Annotated in this window: 18 protein-coding genes; 9 read left to right on the forward strand and 9 right to left on the reverse strand. The window is 63.8% G+C overall.

Annotated elements, in window-relative coordinates; genetic code table 11:
• Positions 1-118 precede the first annotated feature (118 nt).
• The 3 genes from G3N95_RS06780 to G3N95_RS06790 all read left to right on the forward strand — a co-directional run bounded on the left by G3N95_RS06780 (position 119) and on the right by G3N95_RS06790 (position 2,185).
• A complete protein-coding gene (locus tag G3N95_RS06780) occupies positions 119-583 on the forward strand; it encodes a hypothetical protein (protein ID WP_205969234.1) in 465 nt (154 codons plus the stop codon).
• Positions 584-791: 208 nt separating this feature from the next.
• Positions 792-1,322 carry an ankyrin repeat domain-containing protein gene (locus G3N95_RS06785; RefSeq protein WP_205969235.1) on the forward strand — a complete coding sequence of 177 codons (531 nt, stop codon included), beginning with the start codon at positions 792-794 and terminating at the stop codon, positions 1,320-1,322.
• Positions 1,319-2,185, forward strand: coding sequence for an LD-carboxypeptidase (locus G3N95_RS06790; protein WP_205969236.1), 867 nt, complete (start codon positions 1,319-1,321; stop codon positions 2,183-2,185). Before G3N95_RS06785 ends, G3N95_RS06790 begins: the two co-directional genes overlap by 4 nt.
• Here G3N95_RS06790 and G3N95_RS06795 read toward each other — a convergent pair whose 3' ends face one another.
• Positions 2,186-2,716, reverse strand: coding sequence for a hypothetical protein (locus tag G3N95_RS06795; RefSeq protein ID WP_205969237.1), 531 nt, complete (start codon positions 2,714-2,716; stop codon positions 2,186-2,188).
• Positions 2,717-2,945: 229 nt separating this feature from the next.
• Here G3N95_RS06795 and G3N95_RS06800 point away from each other — a divergent pair, with 229 nt between their 5' ends.
• Together G3N95_RS06800 and hpnR are read left to right on the forward strand one after the other, a co-directional pair.
• Positions 2,946-4,247, forward strand: coding sequence for a sugar efflux transporter (locus G3N95_RS06800; RefSeq protein ID WP_205969238.1), 1,302 nt, complete (start codon positions 2,946-2,948; stop codon positions 4,245-4,247).
• A gap of 293 nt (positions 4,248-4,540) precedes the next feature.
• A complete protein-coding gene (gene hpnR, locus G3N95_RS06805) occupies positions 4,541-6,082 on the forward strand; it encodes a hopanoid C-3 methylase HpnR (RefSeq protein WP_205969239.1) in 1,542 nt (513 codons plus the stop codon).
• A 10-nt stretch (positions 6,083-6,092) separates the two neighbouring features.
• Here the strand turns inward: hpnR and G3N95_RS06810 are convergent, their stop codons facing one another.
• The 3 genes from G3N95_RS06810 to G3N95_RS06820 form a co-directional block, all read right to left on the reverse strand.
• Entirely contained in the window at positions 6,093-6,833 is a 741-nt protein-coding gene (locus tag G3N95_RS06810; RefSeq protein WP_205969240.1) for an SDR family NAD(P)-dependent oxidoreductase, read from the reverse strand.
• Positions 6,834-6,982: 149 nt separating this feature from the next.
• Entirely contained in the window at positions 6,983-7,264 is a 282-nt protein-coding gene (locus G3N95_RS06815) for a DUF6723 family protein (RefSeq protein ID WP_205969241.1), read from the reverse strand.
• Between the two features lie 111 nt (positions 7,265-7,375).
• Positions 7,376-7,681 (reverse strand): hypothetical protein, encoded by a 306-nt coding sequence (locus G3N95_RS06820; protein WP_205969242.1) that lies wholly within the window; start codon positions 7,679-7,681, stop codon positions 7,376-7,378.
• A gap of 249 nt (positions 7,682-7,930) precedes the next feature.
• On the opposite strand from G3N95_RS06820, the gene G3N95_RS06825 reads away from it, so the two are divergent.
• Positions 7,931-8,083 carry a DUF6496 domain-containing protein gene (locus G3N95_RS06825; protein ID WP_167538882.1) on the forward strand — a complete coding sequence of 51 codons (153 nt, stop codon included), beginning with the start codon at positions 7,931-7,933 and terminating at the stop codon, positions 8,081-8,083.
• Positions 8,084-8,164: 81 nt separating this feature from the next.
• Here G3N95_RS06825 and G3N95_RS06830 read toward each other — a convergent pair whose 3' ends face one another.
• Positions 8,165-8,566 carry a GFA family protein gene (locus G3N95_RS06830; protein WP_205969243.1) on the reverse strand — a complete coding sequence of 134 codons (402 nt, stop codon included), beginning with the start codon at positions 8,564-8,566 and terminating at the stop codon, positions 8,165-8,167.
• A gap of 176 nt (positions 8,567-8,742) precedes the next feature.
• On the opposite strand from G3N95_RS06830, the gene G3N95_RS06835 reads away from it, so the two are divergent.
• Together G3N95_RS06835 and G3N95_RS06840 are read left to right on the forward strand one after the other, a co-directional pair.
• Positions 8,743-10,494: an ATP-binding protein gene (locus tag G3N95_RS06835; RefSeq protein ID WP_205969244.1), complete on the forward strand. Its 1,752-nt coding sequence runs from the start codon at positions 8,743-8,745 to the stop codon at positions 10,492-10,494.
• 381 nt (positions 10,495-10,875) lie between these two features.
• The gene (locus G3N95_RS06840; RefSeq protein WP_205969245.1) at positions 10,876-11,862 is read left to right on the forward strand and encodes a zinc-dependent alcohol dehydrogenase family protein; all 987 of its coding nucleotides are present in this window, start codon (positions 10,876-10,878) and stop codon (positions 11,860-11,862) included.
• Positions 11,863-11,876: 14 nt separating this feature from the next.
• Here the strand turns inward: G3N95_RS06840 and G3N95_RS06845 are convergent, their stop codons facing one another.
• From G3N95_RS06845 to G3N95_RS06860, 4 genes are all read right to left on the reverse strand, one after another.
• Entirely contained in the window at positions 11,877-12,746 is an 870-nt protein-coding gene (locus G3N95_RS06845; protein ID WP_205969246.1) for a LysR family transcriptional regulator, read from the reverse strand.
• 355 nt (positions 12,747-13,101) lie between these two features.
• Positions 13,102-13,629 carry a hypothetical protein gene (locus G3N95_RS06850; RefSeq protein WP_205969247.1) on the reverse strand — a complete coding sequence of 176 codons (528 nt, stop codon included), beginning with the start codon at positions 13,627-13,629 and terminating at the stop codon, positions 13,102-13,104.
• Positions 13,630-13,842: 213 nt separating this feature from the next.
• Positions 13,843-14,319, reverse strand: coding sequence for a nuclear transport factor 2 family protein (locus G3N95_RS06855; protein ID WP_205969248.1), 477 nt, complete (start codon positions 14,317-14,319; stop codon positions 13,843-13,845).
• Positions 14,320-14,341: 22 nt separating this feature from the next.
• Positions 14,342-14,974: a TetR/AcrR family transcriptional regulator gene (locus G3N95_RS06860; protein ID WP_205969249.1), complete on the reverse strand. Its 633-nt coding sequence runs from the start codon at positions 14,972-14,974 to the stop codon at positions 14,342-14,344.
• A 117-nt stretch (positions 14,975-15,091) separates the two neighbouring features.
• On the opposite strand from G3N95_RS06860, the gene G3N95_RS06865 reads away from it, so the two are divergent.
• Positions 15,092-15,727, forward strand: coding sequence for a YceI family protein (locus G3N95_RS06865; protein ID WP_205969250.1), 636 nt, complete (start codon positions 15,092-15,094; stop codon positions 15,725-15,727).
• Positions 15,728-15,732: the final 5 nt, after the last annotated feature.

The following is a 15,732-nucleotide window of genomic DNA, read 5'->3' on the forward strand; positions in this document are numbered from 1 at the left end:
CCAGCAATAAAGGGAAACGTGAACCTCGACAAACGTTTGCGGTTTCGCGCAATCAGCCCTTAATCTTTTCCGCCGTGCGCCGTTATCGCTAGAGCATTCCCAATTTTTCTCGAGCGACATGGCCAAGACCATTCCGTTTCCCGGCAGCAATCAGGCCACGCGCGCGCGGCAGGCGAAGGCATTGCTGCTGCCGATCCCGCGCAGCATGGCCGTCGAGCTGATCCTGCCCGTGCATATCGCACTCGACGCGCTGCGACGCGGCGCCGGCAGCTTGAGCGCTGCGCAAACGCTCACGCAGACGATGCTGCTCACCGGCTTCCTGTGCGATCTCGGCTACGGTGAGATGACCTACGATCAACTGCGCACCGCCGATCAGGCGCTCGCGATGACGTTCGATCGTGGCCGCACGCGCGATGACTGGCGTCTCGACGAAGCGCACGTCGAGTTGTTCTCGCACATCGTCAGCACCTACGACGCGCAATTGCAGCGCGCGCCGCTCAGCGCGCTGACGGACGCGAGCGCGCGGCTCGACCGCATCATGGCAACGGGCGACGCCGAGCCGACGATGCGCAAGCAGGCATAACGGCGACGCGTTCTTCGCTCCCGAAAACGCTCACCTTTGTCCTTTTCGAAGCGCATTCTTTTTGCGCTTCCCGCTGCGCTTCGTTCGCCTCCTCACCTTGTCCCTGGCTGCCGGGCAAGCACAGCGTCAAACATGCATTGCCTGTATCCTCTGCTGTACCCGATGCGCCGCACACACGGTGCACCTTGTTCGACAGCGGAGAGGCTTCATGACAGAAGACAGGCGCAGCAGCCCCGAGGACATCGATCCTGATTTGCTCGAAGTGGCGCGCGAAATATTCGACGCAGCCCGGCGCGGCGAAGCCAACATACTCGCTGCCGTCATCGAGAAAGGCGCACCGCCGAATCTGCGCAACGAGAAGGGCGACAGCCTCGTGATGCTCGCCGCGTACCACGGCCATGCCGATGCCGTGCGCGTGCTGCTCGAACGCGGCGCCGATCCGAACCTGCGCAACGACAACGGACAGACGCCCATCGCGGGCGCGGCCTTCAAGGGTTTCAAAGAGGTCGCCCAGACACTGCTCGCGCATGGCGCGAATGTCGAAGGCGCATCGCCGGATGGACGCACGGCGCTGATGATCGCCGCGATGTTCAATCGCACCGACATGGTCGAACTCCTGCTCGCGCATGGCGCGGACCTGAACGCGCGCGACGCGAACGGCGTGTCGGCCGCCGATGCCGCGAGCCGCATGGGCGCACCCGACACGGCCGCACTGCTCAGCAAGAAGGCGGGCACATGAAGCTCGACGGCAAGACGGTTACAGTCGTCGCGCCTGCGGGCGTGCCCGATATGGAGCACGTCGAGCGCAGCATCGCGCTGCTCGAAAGCTGGGGTCTGCGCGTGCAGGTCGGCGAGCATGTGCGCGACCGCTATCGCTATCACGCGGGCAAGCATGAAGACCGCGCCGCCGATCTGCATCGCGCGTTGACCGATCCATCCGTCGATATCGTCTGGGTGGCGCGCGGCGGCTACGGCAGTGTCTACACGTTGCGCGCGGTGCCGGATTCGGTGCCTTGCGCAAAGACTGTGGTGGGCTTTTCGGATGCGACTGCGCTGTTCGGCGCGCTGCATGGCAAGCCGAATGTGCGCGTGATCCACGGTCCGACGTTGAACGGCCTCGCAACGAAACACGACGACGCGTCGCGCGCGAGCATGCTCGCCGAGTTGCGCGAGGAACGCGCGGCGCCCGTGCCGTTGCAGCGCCTGGCGGGTTCGGACACGCATCGCGTCGAGGGACATCTCGCGGGCGGCAACATCACGGTGCTCGCGAGTCTCGCGGGCACGCAATGGCAAGCGAGTTGCGACGGCGCGATCGTGCTGCTCGAAGACGTGACCGAACTTGCGTATCGGATCGATCGCAGCATCATGCAGTTGCGCGAAGCAGGCGTGTTCGACGGCGCGCGTGCGTTCGTGCTCGGCGATTTCATTCGCTGTCCGCTGCCCGACAACGCGGACTTCACGCTGCACGACATGCTCGTCGATCTGTTGAAGCCGTACGACGTGCCGATTTATGCGGGCTTTCCGATCGGCCACGGCACGCACAATCATGCGTGGACGTATGGCGCGCAGGCTGCCCTCGAAGGTGATCAGTTGGTGCGTTGATCAGCGCTTCAGTTGCTCGATGATGCGCCGGAGGATGGCGTTGCCGGGCGCGTCGCGGTTGAGGGCAGCGCGCTCGCACCACGGGTAAGGCAAGCTGCTCGCCCAACGCAATACGCTGCCGGCGGATGTCGCGGGCAGCGTTTCCATCTCTTCGATCGTGATGTGCAATTGCGTCACGTGCGCGGTGTGCGCTTCGCCAGTCCAGTCATAACGGCCATATCCGACGCGCGCCGCGCCCGTCGTCTTCTCGGTCATGCAGACCAGCCAGTCGCACGAGAATTCGCGCTGACCATGCTCAGGCATCGCACCGACGCAAAACGTGTACACGTTCTCGTACTTCAACGCGAAGTCGCTCACCAGCACCGCGGCAATCGCGTCGCGCCCCTGCGTTTCTTGAGGAAACGCGATAGCGGCCGTCTTCACGGTCATCGCCAGCGAGGCATCGGGTGCGAACGCATCCGTCATCCGATGCGGGCGGTTGCCGTCCTTCGCCAATATGTAGGATTCGATCGAGTCTTTGAGAGTCGCCATCGGTCAAAGCATCCAGCGGAATGAGCCGGTCAGTCTAAGCGCTTCACGTCATCTCGTTTCGCTTGCCCTTGATACGAAGCGGGCTTCTCGCGTTTTCGCCAATGCGGCGCGCATTCTTTGCAGAACATGACGAAACTGCGTTGCGCGCGATACGCATTGCGCCCGACAATGCCTGTTCGTGCGCGGCACTCTGCACGCGCGCATCCCACAGTTCGAACACGCGCCCTCGATGAACTCCCGCTTCGCCAGTCTCACGCGCATTCATTCCTTCACGCCGCTTGCCAGCGCGACACTAATGCTGGGCATCGCGATGTCGTTCACCGCGCCCTATCTGTCGCTGTTCGGCGTGGAGCAGGCGGGCATGTCGCCGTTGCAACTCGGCCTGTTCATGACGCTGATCGCGGCGAGCGGCGTGGTCGCGAGCGCGTGGGCCGGCAAATGGTCCGACAAACACGGACATCATCGCGGACTGTTGCTTGCGGCGTTGATCGCGGCGGCGCTCGGCTTCCTGCTGCTTTGTTTCGTGCGCAACTATCCGGCGCTGCTCGCGATCGGCGTCGCGTTTCTCGGCGCGGGCGGCTCGGCGATGTCGCTGGTGTTTTCGTTCGGACGCGCGGCGCTGCCCGTGCACGACGAAGCCGAGCGCTCGTTCGCGCTGGCGACGCTGCGCACGGTGCTGTCGATGGCCTGGGTGTTCGGGCCGTCCGTCGGCGCACTGGTGCTCGCGGGCGCAGGCTTTTACGGGCTCTTTCTGTTCGCGGCCGCATGCTTCGCCGCGTGCGGCGTGATCGTGTGGCGCATGCGCGAGTCGCCCGCCGGCGATCCGCACAGCGCGCCGGCGCACTATGCAGGCGACCCCGCGTCGTCGCTCGAAGTGACGACCGTCACCGAACCCGCCGAACCTCCGCCGCCCACACCACCTCATGCGCCCGGCACGCAGCGGCAAATCTGGCGCTCGGTCGTCGCGCTGACGCTGGTCGGCCTCGCGGCAAACGCGACGATGATCGTGCTGCCGCTCTACGTCGTGCATGGACTCAAGGGCACGCGGCTCGACGTCTCGATCATGCTCGGCCTCGGCGCATTCCTTGAAATCCCGATGATGCTCGCGCTCGGCGCACGCGGCTCGACGCTCAACAAGCTGAACTGGCTCGCTGCGTGCGCGGCCGTGCATGTCGTGTATTTCGTGGCCGTCGCGGCGTCGGGCACCGTCAACGTGCTGATTCCGATGCAGGCCTTCAACGCGTTCGTCGTGGCCGTGACCTCGTGTCTCGGCATGACGTACATGCAGGATCTGATGCCGCGTTCGCCGGGCGCGGCGACGGCGTTGTTCTTCAACGCGTCGCGTGTCGGCTCGATTTTGTCGGGCGTGCTGTCGGGCGTGCTGGTCGCGGGTCTCGGCTATCGCGGCACGTTTCTCGTCTGCGGATGCCTCGCGCTCGGCGCGCTGATCCTGTTCGCCGATCCGCCGTGGAAGCGCATCGCGCTGCGCGTGCGCGACCGGTGGGACGACTGGCGCCATCCTGCGCAATGAGCGTCACCCGCCTCCAGCCTTCTTCCTTTAGCAAGCCAGCGGGCGTGCTGCAATGCGGCGATCTGCCTGTGCACAAGCCGCTTCAACACCTCCCGTAAACCCTCACCTTTGCACGACGCGTCCGCCGGCGAGCACGTCCATCCGATGACAAGTAGAATCGGATCGAGCCTCATCGCGGTGAGGTCCGGCAGGACGCACAGGCTCGGCAGTCGACCCGTACCAGGGATACCAGCACGAAAGCCCGGCACGCAGCGTCTCGTACGCAGCGCGCCCTTCGGACGCAAGGAGATCTCATGAAGGTGCTCGCTGTTCACCCCAGTGGCCTGATGTACACGCGCGTGTATCTGCGGCTCGAGCCGCTCGGACTCGAAACCGTCGCCTCCGTGATACGCGAAGCCGGCCACGATATCCGCCTGATCGACCTGCAGGTCGAATCCCATCGCGCTCTGCACAAACTCGTTCGCACGTGGCGGCCGGATGTGGTCTGCTTCTCCGGCAACTATCTCGCCAACATTCCTGAAATCATCGATCTGTCGAAGGCGATCAAGGCGCAGTTGCCGGGCTGCTTCGTGTTCGTCGGCGGACATAGCGCGTCGTTCACCGCGCGCGACATGCTGACGCACGCGGACGGCGCGCTCGATTGCGTGTTGAAGGGCGAAGGCGAAGCGAAGGTCGTCGAGTTGCTCGCTGCCGTTGCGAGCAAAGAGAATCTGCTGCGCATTCCGGGCGTCGTCACGCGCGAAGGCGAAGGGCCGGCGCCCGGCTTCACCGAAAGCCTCGATCAGATTCGCCCCGCGCGCGATCTTCTGCGGCATCGGCGCAAATACTTCATCGGCGTGCTCGATCCGTGCGCATCGATCGAATTTGCGCGCGGTTGCCCGTGGGACTGCACGTTCTGCAGCGCGTGGACCTTCTATGGACGCAGCTACCGTTCGCGCAGCCCCGAAGTCGTCGCCGAGGAACTCGCGTCGATTCGCGAGCCGGGCGTGTTCATCGTCGACGACGTCGCGTTCGTTCACGCGGATCACGGTATGGCGATCGGCCGCGAAGTGGAGCGGCGCGGCATCCACAAGAAGTATTACCTCGAGACACGCGGCGACGTCCTTCTGCGCAACAAGGAAGTGTTCGAGTACTGGCGCAGGCTCGGGCTGCAATACATGTTCATCGGCCTCGAAGCGATCGATGCCGAAGGGCTCAAGGCCTTTCGCAAGCGCGTCAATCTCGACAAGAACTTCGAGGCGCTCGCGTTTGCGCGCTCGCTCGGCATCACGGTCGCGGTCAATCTGATCGCCGATCCCGACTGGGATCACGAACGCTTCGAAACGATCCGTCAATGGTGCCTGGAAATTCCGGAGATCGTGAACATCAGCGTGAACACACCGTATCCGGGCACGGAGATCTGGTTGCGCGAAGCGCGGCAACTCACGAGCCTCGACTACCGGCTCTACGACATCCAGCATGCGGTGCTGCCGACCAGGCTACCGTTGCCCGAGTTTTACGGCGAACTGGTGCGCACGCAGCAGGTGCTCAATCGCAAGCATCTCGGCTGGGGCGCACTGTATCGCGCGGCGGGCGAAGCGGCTTCGCTGCTGATGCGCGGACAGACGAACTTCGTGCGCATGCTATGGCGCTTCAACTCGGTGTTCAATCCGAATCTGCAATTGAGCGATCACGCGCGCGAAGTGCGTTATGAAATGACGCCGCCGCCCGCGCAAGGGCCGGAGCAAAGCAACGTGAAGGTGCTGTACGTGCACGGTCCGACGGGGCGCAAAGGACGCAAGATCGACGACGCGACTGAAACGTTCGTCGACGAGAGCCGCATGGGCGCGGGCTGAACGCAGACGCTCAGAACGGTTCCTTGAATGGCCGCAGATCGATTTCGTGCGTCCAGGCGGACGGATGCTGAAGATGAATCTGCCAGTACGCTTCGGCAATCGCGTCGACGTTCAGCAGCCCGTTTTCGCCGCGCTCGGCGGCAGCATGCGGACGTGAGCTGTGCAGGCGCTCGCCGTCGATGCCGCCGTCGATCACCACATGCGCGACATGCAGACCGAGCGGCCCGAACTCGCGCGCCATGCTTTGCGCGACCATCCGCAGCCCTGCTTTCGCCGCGGCGAAATGCGCGAAACCAGGCCTGCCGCGCAGACTTGCCGATGCGCCCGTGAAGATCACCGTGCCGCGACCGAGCGGCGCGAGACGTCGCGCGGCCTCGCGTCCGACCAGAAATCCGCCGATCGGCCCGGAGCGCAAGAAGTCCTGCATCTGCGCTTCCGTCAGGTCGCGAAACGGAACGTGCCGGTTGTTGCCGACGTTGTAGACGACGAGCGAAGGCACATCGATATCGTCGGGCGGCGACATCGCCTTGTCGAACAGACGCATGATGTCGGCTTCCGACGTGCCGTCCATCGCAAACGACGCAGCCGAGCCGCCGCTCGATGCGATGCCGTTGGTCACCGTATCGAGCTTCGCCTGTGTGCGTCCCGCGACGTACACGTGATAGCCGTTCGCGGCGATCTTCCTGCACAGCGCCGCACCAAGACCGAGTTCGGCGCCGACGCCGATCACCATTGCGCTGTTACGCTTCATCGCCTGCCTCCGTTGTTTGTTCGCGCGGGCCGCGCGGGAATCGTCGCGTGATTATAGGCAGCGGTGTGGGGAAGTTGCCCGTGAACTGCACGCTCGTGTTTGTGCCTCCGATCACACCAGGAGCATGGTGAAGCGCGTCAACAGTTGCCTTACGGCTCGGGATTGTCGAGATCGGACTGCACGACCGTTTCGCCGTGCCGGTGCGCGGCTTCGCGTGCCTGGTCGCCGTCGGTGAACGGGCCGATGTCAGGTGCGCCCGTGAACGGAAACAGCAGGCGACCGTCCGTCTTGCGCACGACCTTTAGCTGTCCCATGTACGAACCTTCCGTCGTGCGGCGGTAAGTTGCGTAGATCTGATAGTCGTTCTGCGACTCGGGTTTCGAGGCCACAGCATTGCGCACTTTCGGGAAAATCATCCGTGGCCTTGTCATTTGCAACTCCCGTGCTGTGCATGCCGGATCCGGCGTTTTTTGCCGGCATGCCGATTGATATGGCGCATCCGCCCGCGCATGGCACACGAACGAGCGCGAGCGTTGCGAACGTCAAGGCGTCTCGCCCTGGCCCGCTTTGGGCAGCGTCGCGGGCTTGTTTCTGTCGTGCGTCCGCTGGATGCTGCGTGTGCGGCCCGTATCCGGAATGCCCGGATCCGACGTGGCCTTACCCGACATCCCGGATGCCGACGACTGGCTGGGCCGCGGTGTCTTGAGTTCGCCCGATGTCGCGCCCGGTACCGCCATCGACTTGTCGCTCTGCGTGGCGGGAAGCCAACCCGTTTGCGCGTAGCCGATGCCCGCCACGGCGGCAAAAATTGCCGCTGTCGCACTTCGAGCCATCGAAACGGTGTTCACGTCATGCTCCTGGATGCAGCGTGCCAGGCAATGTTTCAGCAATCGACGTACCGCTTTTCGCCCAACGCTTCATGCATGCACGGAAACGCGAACGCAAAAAGGGGGCAGTCGTTTTGCTGACCGAAGGAAACGGCGGCGGGAACGGCGCATGCTCGACTCGTTTGCACGTCGCCGCGATTCGTCGCGGCGCCATTCGCGGGGCGGGGCCAGGCACCTGGCAAGCCGTCAAAAACGGGAAGGGAGAGCGACATGCCACTCAAGCGAGGCACATCGAAAGAAACCATCGGGCACAACATCAAGACCGAAAAGAAGGCGGGCAAATCGCAGAAGCAGTCCGTCGCGATTGCGTTGAACCAGGCGCGCAAGTCAGGCGCGAAGATTCCGAAGAAGCATCATCAGTAAAGGCATCGATGCAATGCGGGCCGTATGCCGGCTTTCGGCAGCCATCGCGTAACGGCCCGCTTTTTCTCACCGCTCGACAGGCTAGTGCGTGCGCTCCTCGTCGTATTCGCGGCGCACGCCCTTTGGCAACCACGGCTCCTTGCGCGTGCACCACAGTTCATAGGCAGGCTCGAACAACCCCGTCCGATCGAAGGCACCGATCGGCACGGCGATCTCGTCGCGGTCGGTGTACACCATGAACGCCACCGATCCGCACAGCGGACAGAAATGACGCCGGCCCTGCTCCGAGCTTCGCCATTCGCGCGTATTGCCCGATAAGGTCACGGCGTCGCGATTGAAAATCACGTACGAGCCGAATGCCGACCCGCCCACCCGCCGGCACGTCATGCAGTGACACATTCCCACGCGCGTGGGCGCACCGCTCGCGCGAAAACGCACCGCGCCGCACGCGCATCCTCCTTCATAAGCCGTTTGCTGGTTCATTGCCTTCTCCATGAGACTGAGCCTGACCGACACGCAGGGAACATACCCATACTACTGTGCGCGAAATCCGACGTAATCATCCGGACACAACGCCTATACTTCTTCGATAATGCCCGGGCCGCCGTTTGCAGACGCGCCGGAACGCTGCATACCAATACCACCCTTCTTCGAACACCATGAGCGACGCCATCGAAAGCGCCCGCCAGGCGGGCGTACTGCGCACGGACGACCTGAAGGACCGGCCGGCGCGCGCGCCCGATCACGCCGCCGAAGTACGCACGCTCGTCACCGTCGCAAGCGCGCAAACGGGCCGCCGCGACACCTTGTTGCAAGCCATCGCCGATGCCGCGCTCTCCGCCTGCGGCGCAGGCAGCGCGGGCATCAGCCTGCTCGAAACCACCAGCGAAGGCGACGCCGTGTTCCGCTGGCGCGCTGTCGCCGGTGCATGCGCGGGGTTCGAAGGCAGGACAACCGCATGGGCCGAATGTCCGTGCGGCATGACGCTCGAACTCGGCGCGCCGCAACTTTTCGTGGCGCCGCATACGTTCTTCAAGAGTTTGAGCGATGCCGGCGCCGTGATGACGGAAGGCATCGTCACGCCCATTCCGATTCGCGGCCACGAGTCGAAACAACTGGGCGCGATCTGGGTCGCGTCGCACGACGAGCATCGCTTCGATCGCGAAGACGTGCGTCTGCTCGGTAATCTCGCCGTGCTCGCGGGCGCCGCGCTGACACTGCTCGACGCGCAGCAGGCTGCCGAGGCAGAAGCCGCCGCCGCCCAACAGGCACGGAGGGCGCTGGAAGACGCGGCGCACCGGCGCGACGAATTCATCGCGATGCTCGGGCATGAACTGCGCAATCCGATGGCGCCCATCGACAGTTCGATCGCCGCGCTCAAGCTGCTTTGCGCGGGCGAAGACCAGGCCACCGACGTGCTCGCCATCGCGCAGCGGCAGATGCGCCAACTGCGCACACTCGTCGATGATCTGCTCGACGCCGCACGGCTGCGCCACGGCAAGCTCGCTATCAAATACAGCCGCACGTCGCTGAACGAAATCATCTATGACGCGATTACCGCGCTCAAGCATCACATCGACGCCCGCAAGCATCGGCTCGAAATCGACGGGCTCGAACAGCCCGTCTATGTGCGTGCCGATCATGTGCGCCTGAGCCAGGTGGTCGGCAATCTGCTGTCGAACGCGGCGAAGTACACGCCCGTCGGCGGCACGCTGCGACTGCGCGTACAGATCGAACCCGGCGGCATGGTGTCGATCGCCATCGAGGACAACGGCGTCGGCATGAGCCGCGAAGCGCTCGACCACGTGTTCGAGCTGTTCGCACAGTCGCAGGCCAACATGCATCGCTCGGAGGGCGGACTCGGCATCGGGCTCGCGGTCGCGAAGCGGCTCATCGAACTGCACGACGGCACGATCACGCTCGATAGCCAGGGCGTCGGTCACGGCACGTGCGTCACGCTGCAACTCCCCATACTCGATCTCGAGCCGCAAGTCGCCCACGACTCGACGACGCCGTTGAAGGCCGCGCCGAGCCGCATCATGCTCGTCGACGACAACGTCGACGCGCTGGATGCGCTGCATCTGCTGCTCGAACTGGAGGGGCATCAAGTGATCGTCGCGCGAAACGGCCGCGATGCCGTGAAGCTCGCGGCGAAGGAACTGCCGGAAGTCGGCATCATCGATATCGGCATGCCGGAGATGGACGGCTTCGAAGTGGCGCGCACGATCCGCTCGAACAAGGCGCTCGCGCACATGTTCCTGATCGCGCTGACGGGCTACTCATCGGAATCCGACAAGTCGCGCGCGCTCGCGGCCGGCTTCGACTATCACCTGACGAAACCCGTTTCGATGGAGCGGCTCGCCGACGTGCTGTCGCATCGCGACGGCCGCAACATCGCCGGTCTCGTCTGACGTAAGCAAGCTCGCGGTAAAGGTGAGTTGCGCGATGCGCGGCCGCGTCACTTTTCCTGGGTCCCGCAAAGCCTCACCATTGATCGCATCGTGCACCTCGCGGCACTTTTGATGCTGCCCACGAAGCCTTATCCAGCAAGGGTTTGCGGCTGCTTGCGGTGCGCTGCTCCGACGCGTTTCGCTCACTCCCGCAGGTTCTCACCTTTAGGCCATGTGACCGGCTTCCATTGGCATACCCAGGTATACGGAAAGTGTGCGAGCGAAGCGAAAGCAGCCATGCATTTCTGTTTGGACGTCGTGCTAAATCGTTGATTTACCAGGCTTCTGCGTTCACCGATGATGTCTTCCGTCAACCGCATTCCTCTTCTGCCGGAGTTCATCATGTCCATGCAAGCCCTCGTTCTCAGCCAGTACAAAGGTCCGCTCGTACCGACCACGCTGCCCATTCCCGAACCCGCGCGCGGCGAAGTGCTCGTGCGGATCAAGGCGAGCGGCCTCAATCCGCTCGACACGAAGATTCGCGCAGGGAGCGCCGCGCATGCGCGTCATCCGTTGCCGCTCGTGCTCGGCATCGATCTCGCCGGCGAAGTCGTCGCGCTCGGCGCCGATGTGACGCGCTTCAAGGTGGGCGACGAGGTGTACGGGATGACGGGTGGCGTCGGCGGGATCCAGGGTTCGCTCGCGCAATACGCAGCCGTCGACGCGCAACTGCTCGCGCACAAGCCTTCCAATCTCACGATGCGCGAAGCCGCCGCGCTGCCGCTCGCGTTCATCACGTCGTATGCGGGCATCGTTGACCGTGCGCGTCTGCAGGCCGGGCAAACCGTGCTCGTGCAAGGCGGTGCGGGCGGCGTCGGGCATGTGTCGGTGCAGCTTGCACGCGCGCTCGGCGCGCAGGTGTTCGCGACGGCGAGTGCGCGCGATCAGGATCTCGTCGCGCGCTTCGGCGCGACGCCGATCGACTACGCGACGCACACCGTCGAACAGTACGTCAGCGAACTGACGGCGGGCGAAGGTTTCGATCTCGTCGTCGATACGGCCGGCGGGGCGACGCTCGACGCGTCGTTCGCAGCCGTCAAGCATTTCGGGCATGTGGTGAGCGCGCTGGGCTGGGGTACACATGCGCTCGCGCCGCTGTCGTTTCGCGAGGCCACGTATTCAGGTGTGTTCACGCTGCATCCGCTACTCACCGGCAAGCATCGTGCGCATCATGGCGAGATGCTGGCCGAAGCGACGCGCCTCGTCGAACAGGGCAAGCTCGCGCCGCATCTCGATCCGCGCCGCTTCGATCTCGCCTCCGCCGAACGTGCGTACGATGCGATCACGGAGCGCACCGCGCGCGGCAAGATCGTCGTCGACATCGATTGAGGTCGTGGTGCCGCTCACACGTTCGCGAGACGTTCGATCACGAGATCGAGCAACGCACGCAGCCGTGCGAGACGTTTCAGGTCGCGGTGGTAGCCAAGCCAGACATCGCGGCCCGGCGGCGCTTCGCCCAGATCGAGGCGTCGCAGGCCCGGCGTGTTGTCGCCGAGCGGGCACGGCAGCACCGCGAAGCCGCCGCCCTCCGCGCACATGCGCGCCTGCACGCCGCGATTGTTGCTCGCATACGCGATGTGCGCGTTCGGCAGCATCTGCCTGATCCACGCGACGTCCGGCAGTTCGCCGAACGCGCTATCCATCGTGATCAGCGACTGGCCCGCGCCGTCGCCGCGCACGGGCGCGACGAGATCGATGCGCCCATACAGCGCGTAATCCATGTGCATCAGCTTGCGCTGGATAACGTCCGGCTCGTCGAACGGCGTGATGCGGAATACCAGATCGGCTTCGCGGCGCGCGAGGTTGTAGCGGCGCGAATCAGTGATCAGTTCGATCGCCATGCGTGGATGGCGCGCAAGAAACGCCGCGAACACGGGTGTCAGCACGTGAATGCCATACCAGTCCGACGACGACACGCGCAAGTTGCCCGTCAATTCCTGCTCGCTGCCCGCGAGCGAGCGCATGAACGCGTGCGCCTCTTCTTCCATGCGCTCGGCGTAGCTCAGCACCGAACGGCCTTCGTCGGTGAGCACGAAGCCTTCGGCCGTGCGCTGAAAGAGCGTGTGTCCGAGGGCTTCCTCGAGCGCACGCAGCCGCCGCCCCATCGTCGGCTGAGTCTGGCCGAGCTGACGCGCAGCCGCGCCCAGCGTGCCGCAGCGCGCGATTGCGAGGAAGATCCGCACGTCGCTCCAGTCCAGATTCGAATCGTTCATAGACGCCTTCCGCTGCTTCGATGGGTCGCGTTGCCTGCGATTATGAACGGCGTCGACGGGGTCGCGGTGATCGTCGTGACTGATCCGTTCGCACGATTGCGTCGTCAAGGTGAGAGGTTTCGGGACTCTGTTGTATTCGCGTTCGATGCCCCGTAAACGCTCACCTTTGATGCCGGCGCGGTCCATCCGGTTGACGTCGAATAGGTGCCGCGTTTGCTTTGAGTGCCTGTTTTAGGGGGTTTTCGTGTTTCAGGTGATGCGTGGCTCGCCTCAAAGCTTCACCGTAAACACAACTCCCGAAAAGCCTCACCCTTCGCGTTCGAACCTGAAAAATGGATCGTACAGTGAGTGGCTATCAGAACTTGAACTTCACCTGAAAGCCGAGCGTGAACGGCAGATTATCGGAAGGAATGGGTGGAATGACGATGATGTTCGCGCCGACGCGCTTGTATTCGAGCATCACGATAGGCGCCACGACCGGGCCGATCGTGTGATCGTGGCCGAGTCCCCAGTTGCCGTAGTTGTAGCCGGAGATGATGCCGCCGATCACCGCGAGGCGAATGAAGCTCCAGTGCACGAACTCCGGCGCCCAGACACCGCCGCCGTACCACGACGGGCGACGCAACGAATTGCGGAATCCGCCTGCCGTCAATGCCCATTGCCCGTTGAGCCAGCATTCGACACCCAGACCAGGATTGAACTGTTCGAAGTGCGTGTCAGGGTCGGGATTGATGTGATACGAGCCGATCATCGCATCGACCCACACGCCGCCGCTGCACCAGTCGGCCGCCTGCGCGCCCGACGTTTCCATCAAACCGATGACCGCTACGCAACCTGCCACGCATGCACGACGAATCTTGTTCTCGATCTTTCCAAACGGCATGTGCTCTCCGCAACCGGTCGCGTGCCGGCGTCTGAATGTCGCGATTAGTGTCGAATTGCTCTCCAGTCGCGCACTGTACCCCACAAACCCTACACTTGAGATGGAGTGCGCGCTCGGGACGACAACGCGCCTGCAGACGGCAACGATAGCGAACGAACGATTGCAGCTTGGTGAACGCGCCCTGTGCGCGCTCACCGTTCACATGACCGTGGGTTAGAGGCCGAGGTCGGACAGGCCCGGATGATCGTCAGGACGACGGCCCAGCGGCCAGCGATACAGGCGCTCTTCTTCGCGGATAGGCTTGTCGTTGATGCTCGCATGGCGATACGCCATCAGGCCGTTCTCGTCGAACTCCCAGTTCTCGTTGCCGTAGGAACGGAACCAGTTGCCCGAATCGTCGCGCCACTCGTACGCGAAGCGCACTGCGATGCGGTTATCGGTGAACGCCCACAGTTCCTTGATCAACCGATAGTCCAGTTCCTTCGCCCACTTGCGCTGAAGGAACGTGACGATCTCGGCGCGGCCCGTCGGGAACTCGGCGCGGTTGCGCCATTTGCTCTGCGGCGTGTACGCGAGCGATACGCGCTCGGGCTCGCGTGTATTCCACGCATCTTCGGCGGCACGCACTTTCTGGATCGCCGTCTCGCGCGTGAACGGCGGGACGGGAGGACGTCTTTCGATATCGGCCATGATGGTTCCTCGTTGAATTGCGTCAGGTGGACGCTCGCCGGTTCGACGAGCGGGTGTTTGCACTTGCGGAATCGAGTAGCGGCCCGGCTGCGGCCCGTGCGTCCAGCGCGGCATCGGCATCGCCGCTGACGAGCGCGACGCCGATCGCGCCGTCGATCAGGATCAGCCACTGGCGCGACAGCCGCGCCGCGCGCCGCGCATCGCCGCCCGTCGCTGCGACGTATTCGTCGCATTGCGCACGCACGAATTCGAGCAGACGTTCCTTGTGTTCGCGTGCAACGACGCGGATCGGATCGTCAGGCGAAGCGATCTCACCCGCAGCGTTGAGAAACGCGCAGCCGTGAAAGTCGTCCGATAGAAACCATTCGCGCAGCACGTCGAACATCGCGAGCAGACGCGTGCGCGGACTCTTGCCACGGCGCAGCGTCCCGTCGATGAACCATTTCATCCAGCGTTCGTCGCGCCGTTCGAGCGCAGCCGCCACCAGCGCATCTTTCGATTCGAAATGCGTGTAGAAGCTTTTGCGCGCCGTACCAGATTGCCGGACGATCGCATCGACGCCCGTCGCGTGGATGCCGCCCGCGTAAATCAGCGCTTCCGCTGCATCGAGCAGACGCTCGCGCGCGCTGCTTTGTGTGTCGTCAGGAGTAGCCATGCGCGAAGGGTAGAACGATCATTCTCCTTCGTCAAGTGCTGGATCGCTTCGCATCGTCTGCCGGTTTGGCGCGTCATGCTTTATCGTGTCGGAGAATCGTTCAACAGGATGAGTGTCATGAGCATCGTTTTTCGCCGTGCCATGTCGGCCGTCGTGATGTCGGCCGTGCTGGGCGCATGCACGCCACTGCAGGTCGTTACGCACACGGTCACGCAAACGGAGACGCGCGTGCCCGTCGGTCAGTACAAGCTCGACCCGCATCACACGAGCGTCATATTCAACGTCGATCACCTCAAATACACGCGCTTCACGATGCGCTTCGACCGCGTGGCGGGTGAGATCGACTGGAAGGAAGGCGGGTTGGACAAGAGCCAGGTCACGGTGACGATCGACGCGGCGAGCATCGACACGAATGTCCCGTTACTGGACAAGATGGTGAAGGGAGCGGACATGCTCGACGTGGAGCGTAACCCGCAGATCCGTTTCGTCAGCACGCACTTTGAGCGTACGGGCGACGCGCGCGGCAAGCTGACGGGCGATCTGACGATACGCGGCGTGACGCAGCCGGTCACGCTCGATGTCACGTTCAATGGTTACGGCCTCGATCCGCTGACGAAAGCCGATACGCTCGGCTTTTCAGCGGACGGGCAGTTCAGTCGCTCGAAGTTCGGTCTGACGACGTGGTATCCCGCTGTGGGCGATGACATTCACGTCGTCATTCAGGCAGAGGCAGCGAGGCCGCCTGCCGGTTGAGTCTG

The sequence above is a fragment of the Paraburkholderia sp. Tr-20389 genome, from assembly GCF_017104565.1.
Lineage (GTDB): Bacteria > Pseudomonadota > Gammaproteobacteria > Burkholderiales > Burkholderiaceae > Paraburkholderia.